The organism is Pseudonocardia sp. GCM10023141, from assembly GCF_042653605.1.
On the sequence record NZ_JBHSIR010000082.1, the window covers coordinates 175,709 to 196,942 of the forward strand.

The 21,234-nt window shown below is 71.6% G+C and carries 24 protein-coding genes and 1 riboswitch; of the genes, 12 read left to right on the forward strand and 12 right to left on the reverse strand.

All coding sequences use genetic code 11. The annotated features are described in order from the left end of the window. The first annotated feature begins 15 nt into the window (after nucleotides 1-15). From ACFPFQ_RS45330 to ACFPFQ_RS45345, 4 genes are all read left to right on the forward strand, one after another. Nucleotides 16-600, forward strand: coding sequence for a dihydrofolate reductase family protein (locus ACFPFQ_RS45330; RefSeq protein ID WP_379629492.1), 585 nt, complete (start codon nucleotides 16-18; stop codon nucleotides 598-600). A gap of 54 nt (nucleotides 601-654) precedes the next feature. Next, nucleotides 655-838: riboswitch (cobalamin riboswitch) on the forward strand. A gap of 35 nt (nucleotides 839-873) precedes the next feature. Next, nucleotides 874-1,938, forward strand: coding sequence for an ABC transporter substrate-binding protein (locus ACFPFQ_RS45335; protein WP_379629493.1), 1,065 nt, complete (start codon nucleotides 874-876; stop codon nucleotides 1,936-1,938). A gap of 4 nt (nucleotides 1,939-1,942) precedes the next feature. Then, nucleotides 1,943-3,016: a FecCD family ABC transporter permease gene (locus tag ACFPFQ_RS45340; RefSeq protein ID WP_379629494.1), complete on the forward strand. Its 1,074-nt coding sequence runs from the start codon at nucleotides 1,943-1,945 to the stop codon at nucleotides 3,014-3,016. After that, nucleotides 3,013-3,792 carry an ABC transporter ATP-binding protein gene (locus ACFPFQ_RS45345; RefSeq protein ID WP_379629495.1) on the forward strand — a complete coding sequence of 260 codons (780 nt, stop codon included), beginning with the start codon at nucleotides 3,013-3,015 and terminating at the stop codon, nucleotides 3,790-3,792. Before ACFPFQ_RS45340 ends, ACFPFQ_RS45345 begins: the two co-directional genes overlap by 4 nt. Nucleotides 3,793-3,845: 53 nt before the next feature. On the opposite strand, the gene ACFPFQ_RS45350 is transcribed toward ACFPFQ_RS45345, so the two are convergent. Together ACFPFQ_RS45350 and ACFPFQ_RS45355 are read right to left on the reverse strand one after the other, a co-directional pair. After that, entirely contained in the window at nucleotides 3,846-5,645 is a 1,800-nt protein-coding gene (locus ACFPFQ_RS45350; protein WP_379629496.1) for a glycoside hydrolase family 15 protein, read from the reverse strand. Between the two features lies 1 nt (nucleotide 5,646). Beyond that, the gene (locus ACFPFQ_RS45355) at nucleotides 5,647-6,693 is read right to left on the reverse strand and encodes a glucose 1-dehydrogenase (protein WP_379629497.1); all 1,047 of its coding nucleotides are present in this window, start codon (nucleotides 6,691-6,693) and stop codon (nucleotides 5,647-5,649) included. A gap of 121 nt (nucleotides 6,694-6,814) precedes the next feature. On the opposite strand from ACFPFQ_RS45355, the gene ACFPFQ_RS45360 reads away from it, so the two are divergent. Then, nucleotides 6,815-8,119, forward strand: a complete 1,305-nt coding sequence (locus ACFPFQ_RS45360; RefSeq protein WP_379629498.1) for an NAD(P)/FAD-dependent oxidoreductase — start codon at nucleotides 6,815-6,817, stop codon at nucleotides 8,117-8,119. A gap of 111 nt (nucleotides 8,120-8,230) precedes the next feature. On the opposite strand, the gene ACFPFQ_RS45365 is transcribed toward ACFPFQ_RS45360, so the two are convergent. Beyond that, nucleotides 8,231-8,359 carry a hypothetical protein gene (locus ACFPFQ_RS45365; protein WP_379629499.1) on the reverse strand — a complete coding sequence of 43 codons (129 nt, stop codon included), beginning with the start codon at nucleotides 8,357-8,359 and terminating at the stop codon, nucleotides 8,231-8,233. Nucleotides 8,360-8,377: 18 nt separating this feature from the next. On the opposite strand from ACFPFQ_RS45365, the gene ACFPFQ_RS45370 reads away from it, so the two are divergent. From ACFPFQ_RS45370 to ACFPFQ_RS45380, 3 genes are all read left to right on the forward strand, one after another. After that, nucleotides 8,378-9,004: a TetR/AcrR family transcriptional regulator gene (locus ACFPFQ_RS45370; protein ID WP_379629500.1), complete on the forward strand. Its 627-nt coding sequence runs from the start codon at nucleotides 8,378-8,380 to the stop codon at nucleotides 9,002-9,004. A 40-nt stretch (nucleotides 9,005-9,044) separates the two neighbouring features. Next, complete coding sequence (locus tag ACFPFQ_RS45375) at nucleotides 9,045-9,263, forward strand: hypothetical protein (protein WP_379629501.1); 219 nt, start codon at nucleotides 9,045-9,047, stop codon at nucleotides 9,261-9,263. Nucleotides 9,264-9,423: 160 nt separating this feature from the next. Next, nucleotides 9,424-10,038 carry a maleylpyruvate isomerase family mycothiol-dependent enzyme gene (locus ACFPFQ_RS45380; protein WP_379629502.1) on the forward strand — a complete coding sequence of 205 codons (615 nt, stop codon included), beginning with the start codon at nucleotides 9,424-9,426 and terminating at the stop codon, nucleotides 10,036-10,038. A gap of 134 nt (nucleotides 10,039-10,172) precedes the next feature. Here ACFPFQ_RS45380 and ACFPFQ_RS45385 read toward each other — a convergent pair whose 3' ends face one another. Continuing rightward, nucleotides 10,173-10,373 (reverse strand): hypothetical protein, encoded by a 201-nt coding sequence (locus ACFPFQ_RS45385; RefSeq protein ID WP_379629503.1) that lies wholly within the window; start codon nucleotides 10,371-10,373, stop codon nucleotides 10,173-10,175. Between the two features lie 125 nt (nucleotides 10,374-10,498). Here ACFPFQ_RS45385 and ACFPFQ_RS45390 point away from each other — a divergent pair, with 125 nt between their 5' ends. Continuing rightward, nucleotides 10,499-11,062, forward strand: a complete 564-nt coding sequence (locus ACFPFQ_RS45390; protein WP_379629504.1) for a hypothetical protein — start codon at nucleotides 10,499-10,501, stop codon at nucleotides 11,060-11,062. Nucleotides 11,063-11,070: 8 nt separating this feature from the next. Here ACFPFQ_RS45390 and ACFPFQ_RS45395 read toward each other — a convergent pair whose 3' ends face one another. The 5 genes from ACFPFQ_RS45395 to ACFPFQ_RS45415 are packed head-to-tail and all read right to left on the reverse strand — an operon-like array spanning nucleotide 11,071 to nucleotide 15,467. Continuing rightward, nucleotides 11,071-11,838 carry an SDR family NAD(P)-dependent oxidoreductase gene (locus tag ACFPFQ_RS45395; RefSeq protein ID WP_379629505.1) on the reverse strand — a complete coding sequence of 256 codons (768 nt, stop codon included), beginning with the start codon at nucleotides 11,836-11,838 and terminating at the stop codon, nucleotides 11,071-11,073. Beyond that, the gene (locus tag ACFPFQ_RS45400; RefSeq protein WP_379629506.1) at nucleotides 11,835-12,548 is read right to left on the reverse strand and encodes a nucleoside/nucleotide kinase family protein; all 714 of its coding nucleotides are present in this window, start codon (nucleotides 12,546-12,548) and stop codon (nucleotides 11,835-11,837) included. Before ACFPFQ_RS45400 ends, ACFPFQ_RS45395 begins: the two co-directional genes overlap by 4 nt. A gap of 53 nt (nucleotides 12,549-12,601) precedes the next feature. Then, nucleotides 12,602-13,417 carry an ATP-binding cassette domain-containing protein gene (locus ACFPFQ_RS45405; protein WP_379629507.1) on the reverse strand — a complete coding sequence of 272 codons (816 nt, stop codon included), beginning with the start codon at nucleotides 13,415-13,417 and terminating at the stop codon, nucleotides 12,602-12,604. Next, entirely contained in the window at nucleotides 13,414-14,427 is a 1,014-nt protein-coding gene (locus tag ACFPFQ_RS45410) for an ABC transporter permease (RefSeq protein ID WP_379629508.1), read from the reverse strand. The genes ACFPFQ_RS45405 and ACFPFQ_RS45410 overlap by 4 nt, the downstream gene beginning before the upstream one ends. Continuing rightward, nucleotides 14,424-15,467: a substrate-binding domain-containing protein gene (locus tag ACFPFQ_RS45415; RefSeq protein ID WP_379629509.1), complete on the reverse strand. Its 1,044-nt coding sequence runs from the start codon at nucleotides 15,465-15,467 to the stop codon at nucleotides 14,424-14,426. Before ACFPFQ_RS45415 ends, ACFPFQ_RS45410 begins: the two co-directional genes overlap by 4 nt. A 176-nt stretch (nucleotides 15,468-15,643) precedes the next feature. On the opposite strand from ACFPFQ_RS45415, the gene ACFPFQ_RS45420 reads away from it, so the two are divergent. Further along, nucleotides 15,644-16,876, forward strand: coding sequence for an ROK family transcriptional regulator (locus ACFPFQ_RS45420; protein WP_379629510.1), 1,233 nt, complete (start codon nucleotides 15,644-15,646; stop codon nucleotides 16,874-16,876). A 20-nt stretch (nucleotides 16,877-16,896) separates the two neighbouring features. On the opposite strand, the gene ACFPFQ_RS45425 is transcribed toward ACFPFQ_RS45420, so the two are convergent. After that, nucleotides 16,897-17,241 (reverse strand): VOC family protein, encoded by a 345-nt coding sequence (locus ACFPFQ_RS45425; protein ID WP_379629511.1) that lies wholly within the window; start codon nucleotides 17,239-17,241, stop codon nucleotides 16,897-16,899. Between the two features lie 112 nt (nucleotides 17,242-17,353). On the opposite strand from ACFPFQ_RS45425, the gene ACFPFQ_RS45430 reads away from it, so the two are divergent. Further along, nucleotides 17,354-18,328 carry a zinc-binding dehydrogenase gene (locus ACFPFQ_RS45430; RefSeq protein ID WP_379629512.1) on the forward strand — a complete coding sequence of 325 codons (975 nt, stop codon included), beginning with the start codon at nucleotides 17,354-17,356 and terminating at the stop codon, nucleotides 18,326-18,328. Here the strand turns inward: ACFPFQ_RS45430 and ACFPFQ_RS45435 are convergent. After that, complete coding sequence (locus tag ACFPFQ_RS45435) at nucleotides 18,283-19,281, reverse strand: helix-turn-helix domain-containing protein (RefSeq protein WP_379629513.1); 999 nt, start codon at nucleotides 19,279-19,281, stop codon at nucleotides 18,283-18,285. The genes ACFPFQ_RS45430 and ACFPFQ_RS45435 overlap by 46 nt on opposite strands. 85 nt (nucleotides 19,282-19,366) lie before the next feature. On the opposite strand from ACFPFQ_RS45435, the gene ACFPFQ_RS45440 reads away from it, so the two are divergent. Further along, a complete protein-coding gene (locus tag ACFPFQ_RS45440) occupies nucleotides 19,367-19,582 on the forward strand; it encodes a hypothetical protein (protein WP_379629514.1) in 216 nt (71 codons plus the stop codon). Nucleotides 19,583-19,670: 88 nt separating this feature from the next. Here ACFPFQ_RS45440 and ACFPFQ_RS45445 read toward each other — a convergent pair whose 3' ends face one another. Beyond that, nucleotides 19,671-21,200, reverse strand: coding sequence for a hypothetical protein (locus ACFPFQ_RS45445; RefSeq protein WP_379629515.1), 1,530 nt, complete (start codon nucleotides 21,198-21,200; stop codon nucleotides 19,671-19,673). Nucleotides 21,201-21,234 lie beyond the last annotated feature (34 nt).

The window sequence follows — 21,234 nt, forward strand, 5'->3', positions numbered from 1 at the left end:
AAGGACACCCACCCCATGCGTTCGATCGGTACCTACCTGAGCATCACCCTCGACGGCGTCGTGCAGGGCCTCGGCCGTCCCGACGAGGACACGCGCGGCGGGTTCACGCACGGCGGCTGGGGCGGCGCGTTCCAGGACGAGGTGATGCAGCAGGAGGCCGGCAAGGGGATGGGCAAGCCGGCGGACATGCTCTTCGGCCGTCGCACCTGGACCGACTTCATCACCGCGTGGGGCTCCCGCACGGACGGCAACCCGTTCACGAAGCACATGAACGGCGTCCGGAAGTACGTCGTGTCCCGCACCCTCGACGACGCCGACGCCTGGGAGAACTCGGTCCTGCTGCGCGGTGACGCGGCGCAGACCGTCGCCGAGCTGAAGGATCGTCCCGGCGCGAACCTGATGATCATCGGCAGTACCGCACTGGTGCGCAGCCTGCACGCCGCGGGCCTGATCGACCACTACACGCTGCTGATCCACCCCATCACCCTCGGCAGCGGCGCGCGGCTCTTCGAGGGTCCGGCCCCGCTGACCGAGTTCACGCTGACCAGCAGCGTGGTGACCACCACGGGCGTGATCATCGCGAACTACACGCGCACCTGACCGGTGCAGGGTGACGTGGACTGCAGGGGCCGCTCGGTGGTGCGGCGGGCTGCTAGGTTCCGCCACGAGGCCAGTCACGCCCAGTGAATGGGTCAGGGAATCCGGTGTGAATCCGGAGCTGACGCGCAGCGGTGAAGGTGACGGGCGAGGCGACATGCCACTGGACCCCACGGTCCGGGAAGGCGCCTCGTCCGGATGATCCTGAGTCCGAAGACCTGCTGGCCGACAGCCGTCCGGGCTTCGCGATCCGAGCCCCTGAGCAGAGGCCTCTGCATGACCATCTCCCGACTCCGGTTCCCGGCCGCACTGGCCGTCGTCGCCGCGGCGCTGGCCGCCTGCGGTGGCGCGCCGGCCCCGGCGATCACCGCGGCGCCTGCCACCGCAACGGTGACCAACTGCGGTATTCCGGCCAGCTATCCCACGCCGGTGCAGCGCATCGTCGCCACGAGCAACTCCGCGAACGTCGGCACGCTGATGAGGATCGGGGCGCTGCGCCAGCTCGCGGCCGCCACGCTGACCCCCGGCAACGACGCCGTGATGAGCGCCCTCTACGGGCCGGGCATCGAGAGCGTGCCGCGGCTCAAGAGCCCCATCTCGATGGAAGCGGTGCTCGCCCAGCGGCCCGGCCTGCTGGTCGGCTCCTTCAGAGGCCTGTTCGCCGGTGCGTCCGGGGTCACGATCGAGTCCGCGGCGGCCAAGGGCATCGCCACCTACGTGATCTCCGACAGCTGCCGCCAGGATCCCGGCGCCGGCAAGGACTCCAAGCTCGGCACCATGGATCCCTGGGACGCGGTGCGCGCCGACGTCACCAACTACGGTGTCCTCACCGGCCACCAGCAGCAGGCGAGCGCCGCGCTCGCCGAGCTCGACACGCGGCTCAAGGCGCTCGCCGACGCGCCCCGACCGGCCACGAAGCCGAAGATCCTGCTCTTCGACAGCGGCACGAACGACCTCTACACCTCGGGGCGCAACGGCCCGCCGCAGGGGATCATCGACGCGGCCGGGGGCACGAACGTCTTCGCGGCACAGGACACCACCTGGTTCCACGCGAGCTGGGAGAGCGTCGCGCAGTCACAGCCCGACGTCATCGTCGTCATGGACTACCGCTCGGGCAACGCCGACGAGGTCGCGCAGAAGAAGGCGACGATCACGAGCCAGCCGGGGCTCAAGGACCTTACTGTCGTGGCGCAGAACCGGATCGTCGTGCTCCCGCTGGCCCTGTTCACCAGCGGCTTCCCCAACATCGACGCCGCCGACGAGCTGCGCGTCGCGCTCGAAGGGTTGGGGCTCGCGCCGCCCAGCGGCATCGTCGGGAAGCTGCCGGCCGACCTGAAGTAGACCGGTGCCGACCTCGGAGCGTGTCGCCGACCGGCGAGCCACGCGCCGCGTCCCGCTGGCCGCCGTGCTGCTGGTGCTCGTCGCGGCGCTGGTGGTGAGCGCGCTCGCCTCGGCGGCCTTCGGCGCGGCCGACGTCTCGCCGGGCGTGGTCGTCGACGTCCTGCGGCACCGGCTCCTCGGTGGCCCCACGGGCGTCGATCCGGTGGCCGACGCGATCGTCTGGGAGATCCGCGGGCCCCGCGTGGTGCTCGCGATCGTCGTCGGTGCCGGTCTCGCGCTGGGCGGCAGCGGCATGCAGACGCTCGTGCGCAACCCGCTCGCCGACCCCTACCTGCTCGGTGTCTCCTCCGGCGCCAGCGTCGGCGCGACCGCCGTGATCACGCTGGGCACGTTCGCCGGCGCGGGGCTGTGGGCGCTGTCGGCGGGTGCGTTGCTGGGGGCGCTGGGCGCGGCGTTGCTCGTGTTCGGGGTGGCGATGGCCCAGGGTGGCCTGACCCCGCTGCGGCTGGTGCTCACCGGAACCGTGTTGTCGTCGGCGTTCGCGGCGATGGCGAGCTTCCTCGTGTTCCGCAGCGCCGACCCGCAGGCCGCGCAGTCGGTGCTGTTCTGGCTGCTGGGCAGCCTGTCGGGGGCGACGTGGGAACAGTCGTTGCTCCCGTTCGTCGCCGTGGCGGTGATCGGGGCGGTGCTGCTGGCCGGCAACGGCTGGCTCGACGCACTGGCCGCGGGCGCGGACGTGGCCGCCGCGCTGGGCGTGCCCGTGCGGCTGGTGCGCAACGTGCTCTTCGTCCTGCTCGCGATCATGATCGGGGTACTGGTGGCCGTCGCGGGCGGGATCGGCTTCGTCGGGCTGATCCTGCCGCACGTCAGCAGGCTCGTCGTGGGTGCGCGCCACCGCCGGATGCTGCCGGTCGCGGCACTGGCGGGCGGGCTGTTCCTGCTCTGGGTCGACGTGGCCGCCCGGACGCTGGCCGCGCCCAGCGAGATCCCGCTCAGCGTCGTCACCGGTGTCATCGGCGCCCCGGTCTTCCTGCTGCTGCTCGGTCGGCGGCGCTACAGCTTCGGATCCGTGTCGTGATCGCGCACCTGAGTGTCCGCGGGCTCGCGTGCGCCATCGGCAGGCGCGTCATCCTGCGCCACGTCGACATCGACGTGGCCGGCGGCGAGGTCGTCGGGATCGTCGGCGCCAACGGCACCGGCAAGTCCACGCTGCTGCGGGCATTGGCCGGCATCCGACCGGCCGCCGCAGGCGAGGTGCTCGTGCACGGTGAACGGCTGGCCGCGATGCCGGCCAGGGCCCGGGCGCGGGCGCTGGCGCTCGTGGAACAGGAGGACGACCTGCCCGCGGACCTGCTGGCGGGGGAGCTGGTGGCGCTCGGGCGGATCCCGCACCGGCCGCCGTGGGCCGGGGGTGACGCGACGGAGCGCAGTGCCGTGCTGTCCGCGCTCGCCCAGGTGGACCTCGCGTTCGCCGTCGACGTCCCGGTCGGGCAGCTGTCGGGCGGGGAACGGCGCCGGGTCCTGCTGGCGCGTGGCCTGGCCCAGGAGTCGCCGCTGCTGCTGCTCGACGAGCCGACCAACCACCTCGACGTCCGGCACCAGCACGCGTTGCTGCAGACCGTCCGGTCGCTGGGTCGCACCGTCGTCGCCGCGATGCACGACCTGGACCTCGCCGCGGCCTACTGCGACCGCATCGTCGTGCTGCACGACGGTGGCGTGCTCGCGGTGGGGACTCCGGAGCAGGCGCTGACCCCGGACCTGGTGCGGCAGGCCTTCGGCGTGCTCGCGACGCCGGTGGTCCATCCCGGCACCGGTCGCGTCCACCTGCTGTTCTCGGCGGACGGAGGCGCCTGACGGCGCTGTCCCGGGTGGTTGTGCCGTCCAGCTCGATGAGCGCGGCACCGCGGCTACGAGGCCACCGACCCCCGCGGCGGAGTCCCGGCCGGCGCCCGGTCGAGCCGGTGTGCGGCGTTGATCAGGCCGACGTGGCTGAATGCCTGCGGGAAGTTGCCGACCTGCCGGCCGGCGCCGGTGTCGTACTCCTCGGCGAGCAGGCCGAGGTCGTTGCGCAGCGCGAGCAGCTTCTCGAACAGCGTCCGGGCCTGAGCCGGGCGGCCGGCGCCGTGCAGTGCTTCGACGAGCCAGAACGAGCAGGCCAGGAAGGCGCCTTCGGCGCCGGGCAGGCCGTCGACCTTGTCGGCGTCAGGTCGGTAGCGCAGGACCAGGCCGTCCTGGAGGAGTTCGCGCTGCACGGCGTCGATGGTGCCGACGATCCGCGGGTCGTCCCAGGGTAGGAACCCGGTGCGGGGAATCAGCAGCAGCGCGGCGTCGAGGCCGTGGCTGCCGTAGTACTGGGTGAAGGTGCCGCGGGTGGTGTCGAAGCCGCGGTCGAGGATCTCCTCAGCGATCCGGGTGCGCAGGAACCGCCAGCGGTCGGCGGGTCCGGTCAGGCCGAACCGCTCGACGGCCTGGATACCGCGGTCGACGCCGGCCCAGGCCATCACCTTGCTGTGCACGAAGTGGTGGCGCCCGCCGCGGACCTCCCACAGGCTGTCGTCGGGTTCGTCCCAGTGCCCCTCGAGGTAGTCCAGCAGGGCACGTTGCAGGCCCCAGGCCGGGCCCCGGGCCTTCAGACCCTCCTCGCGGGCGAGGTGCAGTCCGTCGAGGACCTCGCCCCAGACGTCGAGCTGGAACTGGTCGGCGGCGGCGTTGCCCACCCGCACCGGGGCGGCGCCCTGGTAGCCGGCCAGCCACGGCAGCTCGTACTCGGGGATCCGCCGCGTCCCGTCGACGGCGTACATGATCTGCAGGTCGGCCGGGTCCCCGGCCACCGCCCGCAGCAGCCATTCCCGCCACGCGGCGGCCTCGTCGTCGAAGCCGCTACGCAGCAGCGCCTGCAGGGTCAGGGTCGCGTCGCGCAGCCAGCAGTACCGGTAGTCCCAGTTGCGGGGCCCGCCCAGCTGCTCGGGCAGCGAGGTCGTCGGTGCGGCGACGATCCCGCCGGTCGGGGCGTAGGTCAGGGCCTTGAGCGTCACCAGCGAGCGGCGCACGGCCTCGCCGTAGGGCCCGGTGTACCCGCAGGCGGCGATCCAGTCCGCCCAGTAGCGCTCGGTGTCGGCCACGGCGCCGGCCGCCAGCACCTGGCGGGGGCGGGGCCGGTGGGACGGGGAGTGGGTGAGCACGAAGGGCACCGACTCGCCGGCCCGGACGGTGAAGGCCGCGGTGCTGGTCAGGTGGCGGCTGTGCAGGTCGACCGGGGTGCTCAGCCACGCTGCGTCCGGTCCGGCGATCGCGCCGAGGTGGCGCCCGTCGCGGCGCACCCACGGCACGACGTGGCCGTAGTCGAACCGCAGCCGCAGGTCCATCCGCATCGGCACCGCGCCGGACACTCCGTGCACGACCCGGACGACGTCGGCGGCCGCACCCCGCACCGGCATGCAGTCGGTGATCCGGACGGAGCCTTCCGGGGTGTCCCATTCGCTGTCCAGGACGAGGGAGTCGCCGCGGTAGGACCGCCGGGTGCACGGCCCGCCCGCGGTGGGCGCGAGCAGCCAGCGGCCGGCCCGCTCGTCGTCCAGCAGCGCCGCGAAGCAGGCCGCGGAGTCGAAGCGGGGCAGGCACAGCCAGTCGACCGACCCGTCCCGGCCGACGAGTGCGGCGGTCTGGGTGTCGCCGAGCAGCGCGTAGTCCTCGATCCGGCCGGCCACCTCAGCCGGCTTCGAGGTCGAGGACGACCTTGACGTCGTCGTCGCGGGCATCGAGGGCGTCCGCGATGCGCTCCAGCGGGACCCGACGGCTGATCATGCGTTCCAACCAGCCGCGGTCGGCCCTGGTCAGCGCTTCGGCGGCCTGCTCGTAGTGGCGGCGGTTGGCGTTGACCGAGCCGAAGACGACATCGTTCTCCAGGACCATGCCCCGGTTGAGCCCGCCGACGTCGACGCCGACCTCGCGGCTTCCCGAGGACACCCCGGTGAGGCAGACGACCGCGTTGCGGGCGCTGCGGGTCATCACGTCGAGTACCAGCGATCCGGCGCCGGTGCACTCGATGATGATGTCGGCGTCGGCGTCCACGTCCTGCAGGTCGGTGTGATAGCTCGCGCCGAGGTCGGCGACGAGCTGGGGTTTCGGGCCGGAGCTGACCTGGTCGAGCACCCGGACGTCGTAGCCGCGTTGCACACCGAGCAGGGCGGCGAGCAGTCCGACTGGTCCGGCGCCGGTGACCAGTACCCGTCGTGGTGACCAGGCGGCGCGGTGCCCGATGCTCTCGACGTGCTCCCAGGCCTTCGCCAGGATCGTGGTCGGCTCCATCAGCACCCCGACCCGGTCCAGTGCCGGGTCGAGCCGGACGGCGAATTCGGGGTGGATCCGGTAGTGCTCACTGGCGTAGCCGTGTCGGGCTTTGATACCGCGTTCGGTGTAGCGCCCATTGGCGCACATGTCCCACTGGCCCGCGGCGCAGTTCGCGCAGGGGACAGGGTCGGGTCGGCGCACGATGCCGACGACCAGGTCGCCGGGGGTGAAGCCGGAGCCGTCCGGGGCATCTTCCACCCGGCCCAGGGACTCGTGTCCAATGATCAGGTGGTCCTCGCCGGGTGGGGCCTCGCCGTAGGCGCCGTCGACGATCTCGTGGTCGGTCCCGCACACGCCCACCGCGAGGGTCCGGACCAGGATCGGACCGTCGGCCTCCGGCGGGTCGGGCATCTCCCGTACCCGCGCCGAGTCCCTCGTGCCGGGGGTCACGGTCAATGCCTTCATCGGTCCACCGTCATGGTTGTGGCGTTCCCGGTCGGGCCGGCTCGCAACCGTGATCGGCCAGACGGGTGGCGCCGGCCGCGACCGGGTACCCCGGCTCGAAACCGATTCCTGAGGAGGGCACATGGGCACCGACCGACCTCGGGTGGTGGTCGTCGGTGGTGGGTTCGCCGGCATGTACGCGGTGCGCAGGCTGGCCGGCGCCGGCCTGGACGTGACGCTGCTCGACCGCAGCACCACCACGCTGTTCCAGCCGTTGCTCTACCAGTGCGCGACGGGCCTGCTGTCCGAGGGACAGATCACCAGCCCGCTGCGCTCGCTGCTGCGCCGCCACCGAGACGTCCGGGTGGTGCTGGGCGAGGCCCATGACCTGGATGTCGACCGCAAGGTCGTGACCGCGCGACGACCCGATGCCAGCACGTTCGAACTGCCCTACGACCACGTGGTGATCGCCGCGGGGATGCGCCAGTCCTACTTCGGCCACCCCGAGTTCGCCCGGCACGCCCCCGGGATGAAGAGCATCGACGACGCGCTCACCATCCGCCGCCGGGTGCTCGGCGCCTTCGAGATGGCCGAGACGCTGCCCGACACCGAGCAACGCCGCGAGTGGCTCACCTTCGCGGTGACCGGGGCCGGACCGACCGGCGTCGAGCTGGCCGGGCAGATCCGGGAGCTGGCGATGCGGACGATCGAGCGCGAGTTCCGGGAGATCGACCCGGCCGAGGCGCGGGTGCTGCTGTTCGATGGAGGCGATGCCGTGCTGTCCTCGTTCGGGCCGGCGCTGTCGCGCTCGGCTCAGCGCACGCTGGCCGGTCTCGGCGTGGAGACCGTGCTGGGCGTGCGGGTCACCGACGTCGACGCCGCCGGGCTGGTCACCACCGCCTCGGACGGCACGACGACCCGCTACGACACCCGCACGGTGCTGTGGACGGCCGGCGTCACGGCGGCGCCGTTCCTCGCCGCGGTGGCCCGCGCGGTGGGCGCCGAGCCCGACAAGCAGGGTCGGATCCCGGTCCGCCCGGACCTGACCGTGCCCGGCCACCCCGAGGTGTTCGTGGTCGGCGACGTGATGAGCCTGGACGGGCTGCCCGGGGTCGCCGAGGTCGCGATGCAGTCCGGCCGGCACGCCGGCTCGGAGATCCGCCGGCGGATCGGCGAACCGGACACGCCCGCGGTCCCGTTCCGGTACCGCGACCTGGGCAGCGCCGCCTACATCGGGCGCGGCCACGCCGTGCTCCGGTTCGGGCCGGTGAAGGTGTCCGGCCTGGTCGGGTGGCTGGCCTGGGGGGCGATCCACATCGCGTTCCTCGCCGGTGTCCGCAACCGCTTCGCCACCCTGGCCTCCTGGCTGTGGACGCTGGCCTTCCACCGCCGCGGCGAGCGGGCGCTGACCTACGGGGACCCGTCGACCGCGGAGCAGCCGTACTGATGAGCTCGTCGGCGAGGAGGCCGTTGACGCGCTCGGTGGCGGCGACGGCGACGAGATAGCTGCGTTCCCAGGGCAGGCCCTTCATCGCCTCACACCATTCGTGACCCGCGGTCAGGATGTGGCGAACGGGTCGACCGGGCTGCCGGAACCCATCGCCACAAGGCCCACGACGTGCACGGTCGAGATCGTCGACAGGCGGTCGTGTGTTCGACGTGCCAGCACTTGCAGGCGGGTGAACATGCGTTTACTTTTGTAAATGTGACCACACTTCCGGATGATCGGACCGCGCGGGCGAGGATCCGCGACGCCGCTCTCGCCTTGTTCGCCGAGCGCGGGCCCGACGCGGTCACCGTCCGCGACATCGCGTCGGCGGCCAGGGTCTCGCCTGCTCTGGTCGTGCGGCATTACACGTCGAAGGACGGATTGCGCGCCGCGGTGGACGACCATGTCGCACAGGTCTTCGAGAACATGCTGACCCAGGTCGCCGAGCCTGCGCCCGGCAACGTCCTCGACCCGGCCACCCTGCCCACCCTCGCGGACATGGTGGCGGGCAGTCTCCCCGCGGACTCACCGATCCCCGCCTACCTCGCACGCCTGCTACTGGCGGGCGGACCAGTGGGACCGGCGCTGTTCCGGAGGCTCTACGCGGTGAGCCAGGACGCGCTCGCGGCCATGGTGGAAGCCGGGTCTGCCAACGCCGGCGACGACCCGGCGGTGCGGGCCGCGTTCCTACTGGCAAGCGACCTGGCCGTGCTGATCCTGCGAGCACATCTCGATGACGTACTCGGTACCGACCCGCTCTCAGCCGTGGGTATGCGGCGATGGGGTGCGGAGGTCTTGTCGATCTACCGCGATGGCCTGGGAGGTGGTGTCGACCGGAGCTGACCGGACCTTCCACCCCTGCTCGTCCGAATCGAGGTACGTCATGTCCAGCACTCACTCGCCCGCCACGCTGCTCTCCGCCGCGATCACCAGGGCCGGGTCCCGGCTGCTGCGATCCGGCCGGTTGATGCGCACACCGATCTGGATCTACCCGCGCGCGTGGCGCAGGTTCAAGCCCGTCCTCGAGTCGACGCTGGGAATCCCGATCGAAGCGGAACACACCCAGCTGCCGATGGTCGAACTCCGACTCACCCCACGCTGACGCCGGCGCCCAGCGGGCCAATCGCACGGCACGGCACAGCTCACCGCATCTTGAGCGCGGGAGCGATCTCATCCGACCCGCCGTCCAGGCATTCCCGCGCTGCAGCCACCGCGCCCACGATCATGACACCCACCGAGACCAAAGCCTGAGAAGGGATGCCGTGAACGCTCTCCAGATGGCGACGGCCGAACGGACCGACCTGGCGGATCTTCTGGCGACGCTGACGCGCGAGCAATGGGAAGCCCCCTCGCTGTGCGAGGGCTGGCGTGTCCGCGACGTGGTCGCTCACGTGATGAGCTTCGACATCCGTCTACCGAGGATGTTCCGCCGTGCCGTCCGCGGTCGAATACTTCACATCAACCAGGTCGGCGTCGACGAACGTGCGCTGCTGAGTACCGACGATCTCCTCGACGAGCTGCGGGCTCACCTGCGGCCAGCGGGGCTGGCCGCAATCTTCGGAGGACGTCTCGCCCTGCTCGATGTCACCATCCATCATCAAGACATCCGCCGGCCGCTCGGTCTGCCACGCAAGATTCCGGCTGAACGGCTGCGCCTGGTCCTGGACAACAGCGTGCGCAGCCTGGAGTTGCCGACGTGGCGCATCGCCCGCGGTGTACACCTGATCACGTCCGATCTGGACTGGAGCCACGGCTCAGGGCCAGAGGTCTCAGGACCTGCGGAAGCCATGCTGATGGCGATCACCGGTCGGTCCTGCGCCGTCGGTGAGCTGACCGGTCCAGGGCAGCCGGTGGTGGCCGCCCGGCTTGCCCGCTGACTTCATCGGTGCCCGGGCAGATTGCTCGCCAGGCCGAGGCCGCGGCAACACCACTGTCATTTCGGTGGCGTCGAACCACTGTCGTGCCACGTCCTCCGCGTCGTGTCCGAGCACGAGCGCACGGATCTCCCCGGTCACGGCGTCGACGGCGCGCCGCACGCCCTTGCCGTGGAACCGCTGCGGTCGCCGTCGCGCAGCCGCTGGGGCGGCAGGCCGACCTGTGCGGCCAGGTCCGGCACCGATCGGGCGCGGACGGTCAGCCCGGCCAGCACCGTCACCAGCCGCAGGTCCAGCGCGCCCGCTGTGCGGACCTCCTGCTCGGTCAGGTCGTGCAACCAGGGTGCACGCGCACGATGATCCCATGTCGCGACGTGGGCGAGCGGCGAGCGGGGGCCGCGAGGCGAGGCCGCGTATCGCGATGCGACGCTCGACCGGTCCGGCTCCCAGTACGGTGGCGCCCATGACCGCAGCCGGCAGTGGCGCCTGGGAGGACGACATCGTCCGGGCCTTTCATTCCTTCACCACCGACGAGTCGGCCGCACTCGAGATCGTGCTGATCGACGCGGTGGCCGACTGGCTGCTCTCGGCTGCCAACCCGGGCAGCGACTACAGCGAGGAACATGCCGGGCACATGGTGTCCACGCTGTTCACGGCACTGGACACGGCCCGCACGTTCACCCCGACGTCGGCGCCGCCGCTCACCGACGAGATCCGCGCCACCCGCGTGAGCGTCGTCGAGGGGGCGCACCAGATCGCCGCCGCCGGGTCGGACGGGATCGGGCTGATCGTGTCGCGGCTGATGCCGTCGGTGCTGGCCGAGCTGTCCAACAACGCGGGCGCACCGGGCAAGCAGGCCCACGGCGTGTTCGTCTACCTGCTCTACGCGGTGGCGATCGGCACCGGCACCGAGCACCTCCCCGCCGTGCTGGACGGGCTCGGCGCCGTGTTCTCGGGCTGGGGCACGGTGCTGCGCGATGGCTACGTCGTGCCGTGGCGGCCGCGTCCCGCGGCCACCGACTCCTGACCCGCCCCTCACCAGAGCGTGTAGCCACCATCGATGACCAGCACCGAACCGGTGACGAACGAGGACGCCGGGCTGGCCAGGTAGAGGGCGGCGGGGGCGATCTCGGATGCCTGGGCGTAGCGCTGCATGGGCACCTCGTCGATCCAGTAGTGCTTGTACTCGGGAAGGTCGATGTCGGAGATCTCGGTCTTCGTGTAGCCGGGCGCGATCGCGTTGACCCGCACCGACCGGGGTGCCCACTCGGCGGCGAGCGATCGGGTCAGGTGGTGCACGCCCGCCTTGGACACGGCGTAGGGCGCGTGCCACTGCGGCCGGTTGATGATCATCCCGGACATGGAGCCGACGTTGACGATCGCGCCGCTGCCCCGCGCGACCATGCCCTCACCGATCACCTGGCTGGCCTTCCAGACCGCGTCCAGGTTGGTGGCCATGACGCGGTCCCAGCCCTCGTCGTCGATCGTGAGGGACTCGCCGTGGATGCCGATGCCGGCGTTGTTGATCAGGATGTCGATCGGCCCGAGCTGCTGGGACACGCTGTCGCGCATGGCCTCCAGGTCAGGGCGGCTGGTGACGTCGGTCGTCGTCGCCATCGCGGTGGCCCCGATGCCGGTGAGCTGGGCGACGGCGTCGCTGTTGCGCTGCTCGTCGCGGCCGGCCACGGCGACGGCCGCCCCGGCCTCGGCGAGTGCCACGGCGATGGCCCGGCCGATGCCGCGGTTGCCGCCGGTGACCACGGCGACCTTGCCGTCGAGCCGGAACTGGTCGAGGACCGTCATGCGTGCTGCTCCGTTCCGGCCGCTGCGGACCGTTCGTCGGCGGTGCGCAACCGGACGATCCGGTCGGCAGCCTGTCGTGTTCCGGCGATCAGCACGGCGTTGCGCTGGTCCGAGCCGTGCGATCGCTCGCGGGCCTCGTCGACGGAGCGTCCGAAGCGCATGTGGCGGGCGACGAGCCGCTCGAAGCGCAGGTCCTCGTCCGGCTGCAGGTACCAGGCCTCGTCCAGCAGCGTCCGCACCTCGCCCCAGCGCGGGCCGTCGACGAGCAGGTAGTTGCCCTCGGTGATGACCAGCGGCACGGTGTTCGCGACGGGTACCGCGCAGGCGATCGACTCCTCGATGCCGCGGTCGAAGAACGCGGCGTAGACGGTCGGATCCTCGGCGGCGCGCAGCCTGCGCAGCAGGTTGACGTAGCCCGCGGCGTCGAACGTGTCCTCCGCGCCCTTGCGGTCGTGGCGGCCCAGCCGGTGCAGCTCGGCGTTGGCGAGGTGGAAGCCGTCCAGTCCGACCATCACGGCGTCCTCGCCGAGCGCCGCGGTGAGCGTCTCGGCCAGCGTCGTCTTGCCGGATCCGGGTGCGCCCGCGATGCCGAGGATGCGGCGCTGCCCGGCGACGATCAGGCCGCGGGCGGCGGTGATCAGGTCGTCGAGCCCGACCTCCTCGACGGGATCGCCGCCGGGATCGGGTGCCGACTGCGAGTGGGCGGTCATGTCTTCGCCTTTCGGGAGTGCCTTTCGGGAGTGCGGTGCCGACGCGCCGGACGTCACGAGGTCGGGTCGAGCGGGGCGAGCGTGTCGGGCGGCCGGGCTCCCGTCATCACGGCGACAACCTCCTCCATCGAGGTGGTCCGCGGCTGCACCAGCGCGACCCGGCGGCCCAGCCGGTGGATGTGGATGCGGTCCGCGACCTGGAAGACGTTGGGCATGTTGTGGCTGATGAGGACGACCGGCAGCCCGTTCTCCCGCACTCGCAGGATGAGGTCGAGCACCTGGTTCGTCTCCCGCACGCCCAGTGCCGCTGTGGGTTCGTCCATGACGACGACGCGCGTGGCCCATGCGGCGACGCGGGCGACGGCGACCGCCTGGCGCTGCCCGCCCGACAGTGTCTCGACCTGCTGCCGGATCGACTGCACGCGGATGCCGAGGTCGACCATCTGCTGGGCGGCCTCCCGGCGCATGGCGGGCTTGTCGAGCTTGCGGAACACGGTGCCGAGCAGGCCGGGGCGGCGCTGCTCGCGGCCGAGGAACAGGTTCTGGGTGATGTCGAGCGCGGGCGCGACACCGAGTTCCTGGTAGACCGTCTCGATCCCGGCCCTGCGCGCGTCGAGCGGGCTGCGGAACTGCACCACCTCGCCGTCCAGACGCATCGTCCCGGAGTCCGGCACGACCGCCCCGGTCAGGGATTTGATCAGCGTCGACTTGCCGGCACCGTTGTCACCGATCACGGCCAGTATCTCGCCCGGTCGCAGGTCGAAGTCGCAGTCGTCCATGGCGATCACCTGGCCGTAGTGCTTGGTCAGGCCGCGCGCCTCGATCACCGCTGCCCCTCCGTCGCCGCTCATCGGGCCGTCGCCGCTCATCGGGACTGCCTCCGTCGTACGAGGTGATCGACGCCGACCGCGATGACCACCAGCACTCCGGTGGCCACCTGCTGGTAGAGCGAGTCGATGCCGGCCTGGGTCAGCCCGTTCGCGAGCACCGTCACGATCAGCGCGCCGATCAGCGTGCCCACGACGCCGCCGCGCCCACCGAACAGGCTGGTGCCGCCGATGACGACCGCGGTGATGCTGTCGAGGTTCGCCGTGCTGTAGCCGCTCGGATCCGCGGTGGGGGTGCGACCCAGGGCCTGCCACGCGGCGAAGGTGTAGATGACCGCGGCCACGACGTACACGCCGAACAGCAGGCGCTTGACCTTGATGCCGGCCAGTTCGGCGGCGCGCGGGTTGTCGCCGATGGCGTAGACCCGCACCCCCCACGCGGTCTGGCCCAGCGCATAGGCCAGCAGCGCCGTGAGCCCGATCCACAGCAGCACGCCGAAGGTGAGGGTCACCCCACCGACCGTCGGGCCCTGGTTCAGCACGGTCAGCAGGCCGGAGTCGATCGGGTAGCTCGCCGAGTCGGTGAAGATGCGGGCCGCGGCGGTGATCACCGAGAGCACGCCGAGCGTGACGATGAACGGTGGCAGCCGGAAGTTCGCGATGAGCAGGCCGTTGACCGCGCCGACCGCGACGCAGACGACCAGCCCCACGACCAGTGCGATCACCGGGTCGCCGGTCACGGCGATCTGGCCGATCACCACCGAGCCGAGCACCATGATCGCGCCGTTGGCCAGGTCGATGCCGGCGGTCAGGATGATCAGGGTCTGGCCGATGGCCAGCGTGCCGACGACGACCGACTGCTGGGCGATCAGCGACAGGTTGCCGACGTTGAAGAACGTGCTGGTGGTGACGCTGAAGACGATGATCGCGACGATCAGCGCTGCGAGCGGCCCGGCGATCTGGTGCGTCGCGATGCGACGCAGGGTGCCGGCACCGCCGGCCCTCTTCTCGAGGGCCGGCGCGTCCGCGTCACGCAGATCGGTCTGGGTCACGCTGCGGGCCCCCAGCAGTTCTGCAACCCCCACGCCGAGGTCTGGGACTCGAGCCCGGAGACGGGCTTGTCGGTGATGAGCACCGTGCCGGAGTCGGTCAGCCCGGCCTTCGGCTTGGTGCCGTCCTTGACGAAGGCGGCAGCGGCCTCGACGGCCAGCTGCCCCATCTTGCTGGGGAACTGCATCGCGGTGGCGCCGATGATGCCGTCCTTGACGTCCTGCACACCGGAGCAGGCGCCGTCGACGGAGACCATGGCGACCTTGCCGGCCAGGCCCTTGTTCTTGATGGCGGTGTTCGCACCGTGCGCGCTGGGTTCGTTGATCGTGTACACGGTGTTGATGTCCGGATGTGCCGAGAGCAGGTTCTCCATCGCGGACTGTCCGGTGTCGACGGTGCCCTTGGTCAGCGCGGTACCGGAGACGAGCGGGGAGTCGACGGCGATGCCGTAGCCGGCGAGGAATCCGTTGTGCCGCCCGCTCGCGGGCCCGTCGGACAGGTCGTAGTCGAGCAGCGCGATGTGGGGATCGCTCGGGGCCGTGGCCTTGGCCCACTGGCCGATGAGCTTCCCGGCGGCGAGGTTGTCGGTGGCGAAGGTGGCATCGGCCGCCTCGAGCGGGGTCAGTGACGCGTTGACCGTCATCACGAGGATGCCCGCGTCCCTGGCCTTCTTCACGACGGGCACCAGCGCCGTGGCGTTGGCCGGGTCGAGGACGATGGCCCGCACCTTGTTGGTGATCATGTTCTCGATCGCGGTGACCTGGGTGGCGGAGTCACCGGGCACCTTCGCCTCGGCCTTCATCACCTTCCAGCCCTTGGCCGTCGCGGCCGCCTCGGTCGCCTTCTCCAACGTCCCGAAGAAGGGGTTGCTGAGGTTCAGCTCGACGATCCCGATCGTCACCGGGGTGTCCGGCGCGGCGGCCGCGGGCGAGGGCGCGGTGCTCCCACCCGATCCGCACCCGGCGACGGCGAGCGCGCACGCCGCGGTCAGGGCCGTGGCGCCGACCCGTGCAGGGCTCTGGGCCCATCGGATGATCTTCATTGAACGTCCTCCCGGCTGCGGGGAATGTCGTCGGCCCAGGTGCGCGACCAGGTCGGCACCCGCCAGATACTGAGCGCCGTTCAGATTACTGTCAAGCATAAGAATCCGAATTATGTCTGGTCATCGACATAAGTGCGGTGGTTTACTGCGAGCCAGATCTCGCCTGGAGGTGGCCGATGACCGACCCGATCCGCACCGACAGGGCGGCCCCGGGCCCGGCGCGGGCCGAGGACGGACCGGGACGGATCCTGGAGCTCATCGCCCGCGGGCACGCGCGCACCCGCGGCGCCATCGCCGCCGCCACCGGCCTGTCCCGGTCCACGGTCGGGCAGCGGCTCGACCTGCTCTTCGCCGCCGACCTGATCCACGAGGGCGCCGACAACGTGCCGTCGAGGGGCCGCCCGTCGCGGGCACTGCAGCTCAACCACGGGGCCGGGCTGATGATCGGTGTCGACATCGGTGAGGAGCGCACCCGTATCGCCGTCACCGACCTCGACACGGCCATCCTCGCCGACCGCGTCGAGCGGCTCGCCGTCGGTGACGGCCCGGACGTCCTGCTCGACCGGATCACGGCGACGGTGCGGGACATGATCGATCAGGCCGATCTCGGGCACAAGCCGATCGCGGGGTTCGGCCTCGGGCTGCCCGCGCCGGTCGACTACGACGCCGGCTGCGTGCGCGGTTGGTCGATCATGTCCGGGTGGGACGGCTTCGACATCCGCGCCCACCTCGCGGCGGTGTGGCCGGTGCCGATCCTCATCGACAACGACGTCAACCTGCTCACCCTCGCCGAGCACCGCCGCTTCTGGCCGGGACAGCGCCACCTGTTCTACGTCAAGGCGGGCACCGGCGTCGGCAGCGGCATGATCATCGGCGGTGACATCAACCGCGGGGCGCAGGGCGCGGCGGGTGACATCGGGCACGCCCACATCCCCGGATTCGGCGATCCGCTGTGCCGGTGCGGGAACCTCGGCTGCCTGGAGTCGCTCGTCGGCGGCTGGGCGTTGGCCCGCGACCTGCACAGCAGCCAGCAGATCGACGTGCACGACGCCCGCGACGTGGCCGAACGGGTCAAGCGCGGCGACAGCGAGGCCGTGGCGAGCCTGCGGGCCGCGGGGCGGGTGCTCGGCGAGGCCGTCGCCTACGCCACCAGCCTGCTCAACCCCGACGTGATCGTCATCGGCGGGATGCTCGGGACCATCGGAGACCACATGCTGGCCGGGGTCCGGCAGGTGATCTACCAGCGCGCGCTGCCGCTGGCCACCCGCGACCTGAAGATCCTCCCGACGCGGTACCGGTCCCGGGCCGGCATCGTCGGGGCGGGGTACCTCGTGCGCGACCACGTGCTCGACCCCGCGACCCTCGACCGAACGCTCGCCGCGGGCGGTTCCCCGTTCGCAACGGTCTGAGTCCCGCGATCCGGGCCCGATCAGCCGACCGGCGCCCCACCGACCCCGACCTCGTTGCCGTCGGGGTCGCGGAACACGGCCTTGCGCACACCGTTGCCGTAGGTCTCGCGCAGTTCCGGCTCGATCCCGCGCCCGGCTGCCGCCTCGACGAACCCGTCGAAGTCGCCGACGAACAGGGTGACCTGCGCGTGGCCGGCGTGCTCGGGCTGCAGCTCCACGTACAGGTGGCGGTGCTGCGCCACCGTCCAGACGCGCTCGGTGTCGTTGGGCTCGAACGACTCGACCGCGCCGAGGAACCGGTCGAACCACTCCACAGCGCGGGGGAGATCGCTGACCGCGACGCCGGCGAACAGATCGATGTCCATGTCCCACCTCCTTCCACGGCAGACCGGCCGCGTCGCGTGAACTCATCGGTCCGGCCGCAGCGTAGGGCTCCGGGCCCGGGCGAAACGGTGGCCGATGGATGAGGATGGGCCGATGCGACGGGTGGTGTGCTCGGAGTTCGGTGATCCGGAGCTCCTCCGGGTGGTGGAGGAGCCGACTCCGGCTCCCGGCCCGGGCGAGGTGCTCGTGGAGGTCGACGCGGCGGGGGTCAGCTTCGTGGACGGGCTGATCGTCCGGGGCGGCTACCAGGTGAGACCGCCCCTGCCGTTCACCCCCGGTGCGGCCGTGGCCGGCAGGGTCGTGGCACTCGGTCCGGGTGTGGACGCTCCTGCCGTCGGCACGCCGGTAGCGGGGCTGGCGATGGGGTTCGGCGGGTTCACCTCGCACCTGGTGGTGCCGGTGGGTTCGGCCGTCGCACTGCCGGCCGGGGTCGATGCAGGCGTGGCGGCCGCTGCGGTGGAGAGCTACTCCACGCTGGTCTTCGCCGTGACCCGGCGGGTGTCGATCGCGGCGGGGGAGCGGGTCGTGGTGCTCGGGGCCGGCGGCGGGATCGGCCTGGCCGCCGTCGACGTGGCGCGCAGCCTCGGCGCGCGGGTCATCGCGGTGGCGTCGTCGCCGGAGAAGCGGGCGGCCGCGATCGCGGCCGGCGCGGAGGCGGCCATCGACTACCACGATCTGAAGGACGGGATCCGGGCGGCGACCGACGGGGGCGCGGATGTCGTGATCGACCCGGTCGGCGGGCCCGCTGCCGAGTCGTCGCTGCGCGCGCTGCGCGCGGGCGGGCGCTTCTGCGTCGTGGGTTTCGCGTCGGGGGAGATCCCGCGGCTGCCGGCGAACATCGTGTTGCTGCGCAACCGGTCGGTCCTGGGTGTGGACTGGGGTGACTGGGCCCGCGAGGTGGGCGGGCCGGAGGGGAACGCGGCGTTGCTGGCCGACGTGCTGGGGCGGATCGCGCGAGGTGAGCTGCACCCACCCGCCCCGACCACCGCCCGGCTGGACGAGGCCGGAGCGGTGCTGCGCCGCTACGCGGAGCGGGGGGTCGTCGGCAAGTACGTCCTCGTCCCGTGATCGACGCCAGGCTGCCGGAACGTTCGGCGGTAGTCGCCCGGCGCGACGCCGACCGCGGTGCGGAAGTGGTGGCGCAGCATGGCCGCCGTACTGAACCCGCAGCTCGCTGACACCTCGTCGATCGTCAGCGTCGTGTCCTCGAGCAGCTGGCGCGCGCGCAGTACCCGTTGCTGGGTGAGCCAGCGGTGCGGGGTCGTGCCGGTCTCGGCGAGGAAGCGCCGGGTGAAGGTGCGCTCCGACATGTGCGAGCGCCGCGCGATGTCGGCGACGCTGTGCTCGACGTCGAGGTTCTCGAGCACCCAGTCGAGGGTCGGCGCGATCGCCGCGCCGTCGTACTGGGGGACGGGGAGCTGGAGGAACTGCCGCTGCCCACCGTCGCGTTGCGGCGGGACGACCATGAGCCGGGCGACGGTGTTGACCGCGGCGGTGCCCAGCTCGCGGCGTATGACGTGCAGGCAGGCGTCGATACCCGCCGCGGAGCCCGCGCTCGACACCAGGCTGCCGTCGTCCACGAACAGCACCGCGGGGTCGATGACGGCCCCGGGGTGGCGCGCCTGCAGCTCGGCGGTGCACTGCCAGTGCGACGTGCAGCGCCTGCCGTCGAGCAGCCCGGCGGCGCCGGCGACGAACACGCCCGAGCAGATCGTCAGCACCGTCGCGCCGGCCGCCGCGGCCGCCCGCACGGCCTCGAGGGCCGCTTCGGGGTACTCGCGCAGGTTGGTGGCCGGAATCGCGACGAGATCGGCACCGGCCAGCCCGTCCAGACCGTGGCGGGCGACGATGTCGACGCCGCTCCCGGCGCGGACCGGCGCCCCCGCCTCGACCCCGCAGACCCGGAAGTCGATGGGCGGCAGGCCGTCAGCGGTCCGGTCGACGCCGAAGACCTCGCACAGGATCCCGAACTCGAAGACGATCAGCTCGTCGAGCACGAGCACGGCGACACTCCGGAGCATCGGCCGAGCATACTTGTCGGGATATCGATGGACAATGACATCTATCAAGCGGCGCACCCTGGCCCCGGCGGCGCATGATCGAACTATGTCCAGCACCGCCCCGAACCTGAAGATCTGCGAACGCTGCTACTCGAACATCGAGGACGGCGAGGCGTTCGTGGCACTCGCCCACATCGCCGGCGTCGGCCCCGACGGCGTGCCCGAGTGGCGCTCCGCCTACCTCCATGCTGTTGGTGGCAGCAGCGGATACGCCGCGGCAAGTCCGCAGCTGTGCCTGGTGGCCGCTCACCCACACCGGTAGGGCCACCTCGACGTCGCAGCCCGTGCGGATCAGGTCATGGAGCGGGGGCGCCGGAACAGCCGTGTCGCGATCGCCGCTGCGCCGGCTGTCACGACGTCGACAGTGGAAGGTGGGGCCCGATGTAGCCGACGTAGATCACCCGTGTCCGCGCAGTTGCGTCCAGGTAGTGCAGCCGAGGGCTGATCGTCGCCGATTGGGCGATCTTGAAGTGCGCACCCATGAACGCGCGACCCGACGGCTCGACCTCGGCCGGGACGGGGAGCTCACGGGGATTTCGGAGCTGCGGGTTGCGCTGGACGTCCCCGGACTCGGTGGACGCGTGGCGGTTCCCCGAGAAGGTGCGACACGCCGCTGGGGTGTCGGCGAGGTAGGCGCTGACGTCGCCCGCGAATCCCTCACCGAGACTGATCCGGGCGTAGTCGTCGAGGGCCAGCAGCGCATCCCAGGTCTTGCCCGCCCACGACCGTGAGTTCCCGTGCTTGTCCAGATCGAGGGTGACTCCGCCGTCGCCGGTGAAGGTCACGTGCTCCAGCTCGGCGAGGCGTTCGAGCAGGTCGACGAAGGTGTCGGGCCGGATGTCGCGGATGTCGAGCTCGGGTTCGGTCCAGGCCACGTCCGCTCGCCCGACGACTACCAGCTGCTTGCGCAGGTACCGCAACCGACGCTCGGCTTCGGCGCGGTCCTCCTCGGCATCGGCCCGCTCGCGCTGCTCGATGGCGAGTTCCTCGAGTGCGAGGTCGCGCTCGAGGCCCGCGTCGTCGACGCTGTCCTGCAGTTCCCTCAGCCGGGTGCTGATCCGCTGCTTCGTGGAGTCGGCCCGTTGCCCGGTGCGGGCCAGAGTCTCCAGCAGACCCAGGTTCAGCCGGCGCACCGCACGGCTCGACTCGCGTTCCAGGCTGCGCCGGGTCAGGTACCGGTGGCGCTCCGCGTCCAGGGCGTTGCCGATGTCGACGCCGGGGAGGAACGTCCGGACGAATCCCTCGGAGACCTGGTGCGCCGGCTGGACAAGGTAGTTGAACCGGTCGGTCGCGGAGGGGGACAGGACCCACGCGTTCGCGATGCCCTCGGTGTCGTCGAGCAAGCTCTCGACGGCGTCTCGCCACAGCGCGATGCCGGTCTCGTAGGGACTGGCGGCGACGAATGCCAGGCCACGCCGGGCCGGGTCGACGAGTGCTGCGACCACCTTCTCGACGTCGGGATCGCGAACGATGCGTGGATGGGCGTTGAGCAGTTGCGAGCCATCACGCGCCGGAAGGGCTCGCACGAGCCGGCGGGCCAAGCGCGGCGTGGCCGTCCAGCCGTGGCGGTCAGGGCTATGGATGTCCAGCCACACCCACCCGCGGTTGCCGGTCGGCGAGTTGTGCACCGTCAGCTCGCTGGTCCAGGTGCCTGAGGGGGTGTTCTCCACGATGCGCGCCCGCATCGTCTGTGAGCTCGCCTCGTCGGTGTGGTGCTGCATCGACCCCTGGACGTCGCGGCCGATCTCGATGGGCTCGGCGCTGAGACGCAGCGACGAGTCGTACCGCTTGTGCTTCAGCCAGGCGGCGAGCTCGACGCGGCTGACGTCGATCAGGTCCGGGGTGTCGTGGGTGCGCAACAGCGAGCGGAAGCCGAGCATGGCAGCCCTTCGGATCCTTCTGTGTCGGGTGCTG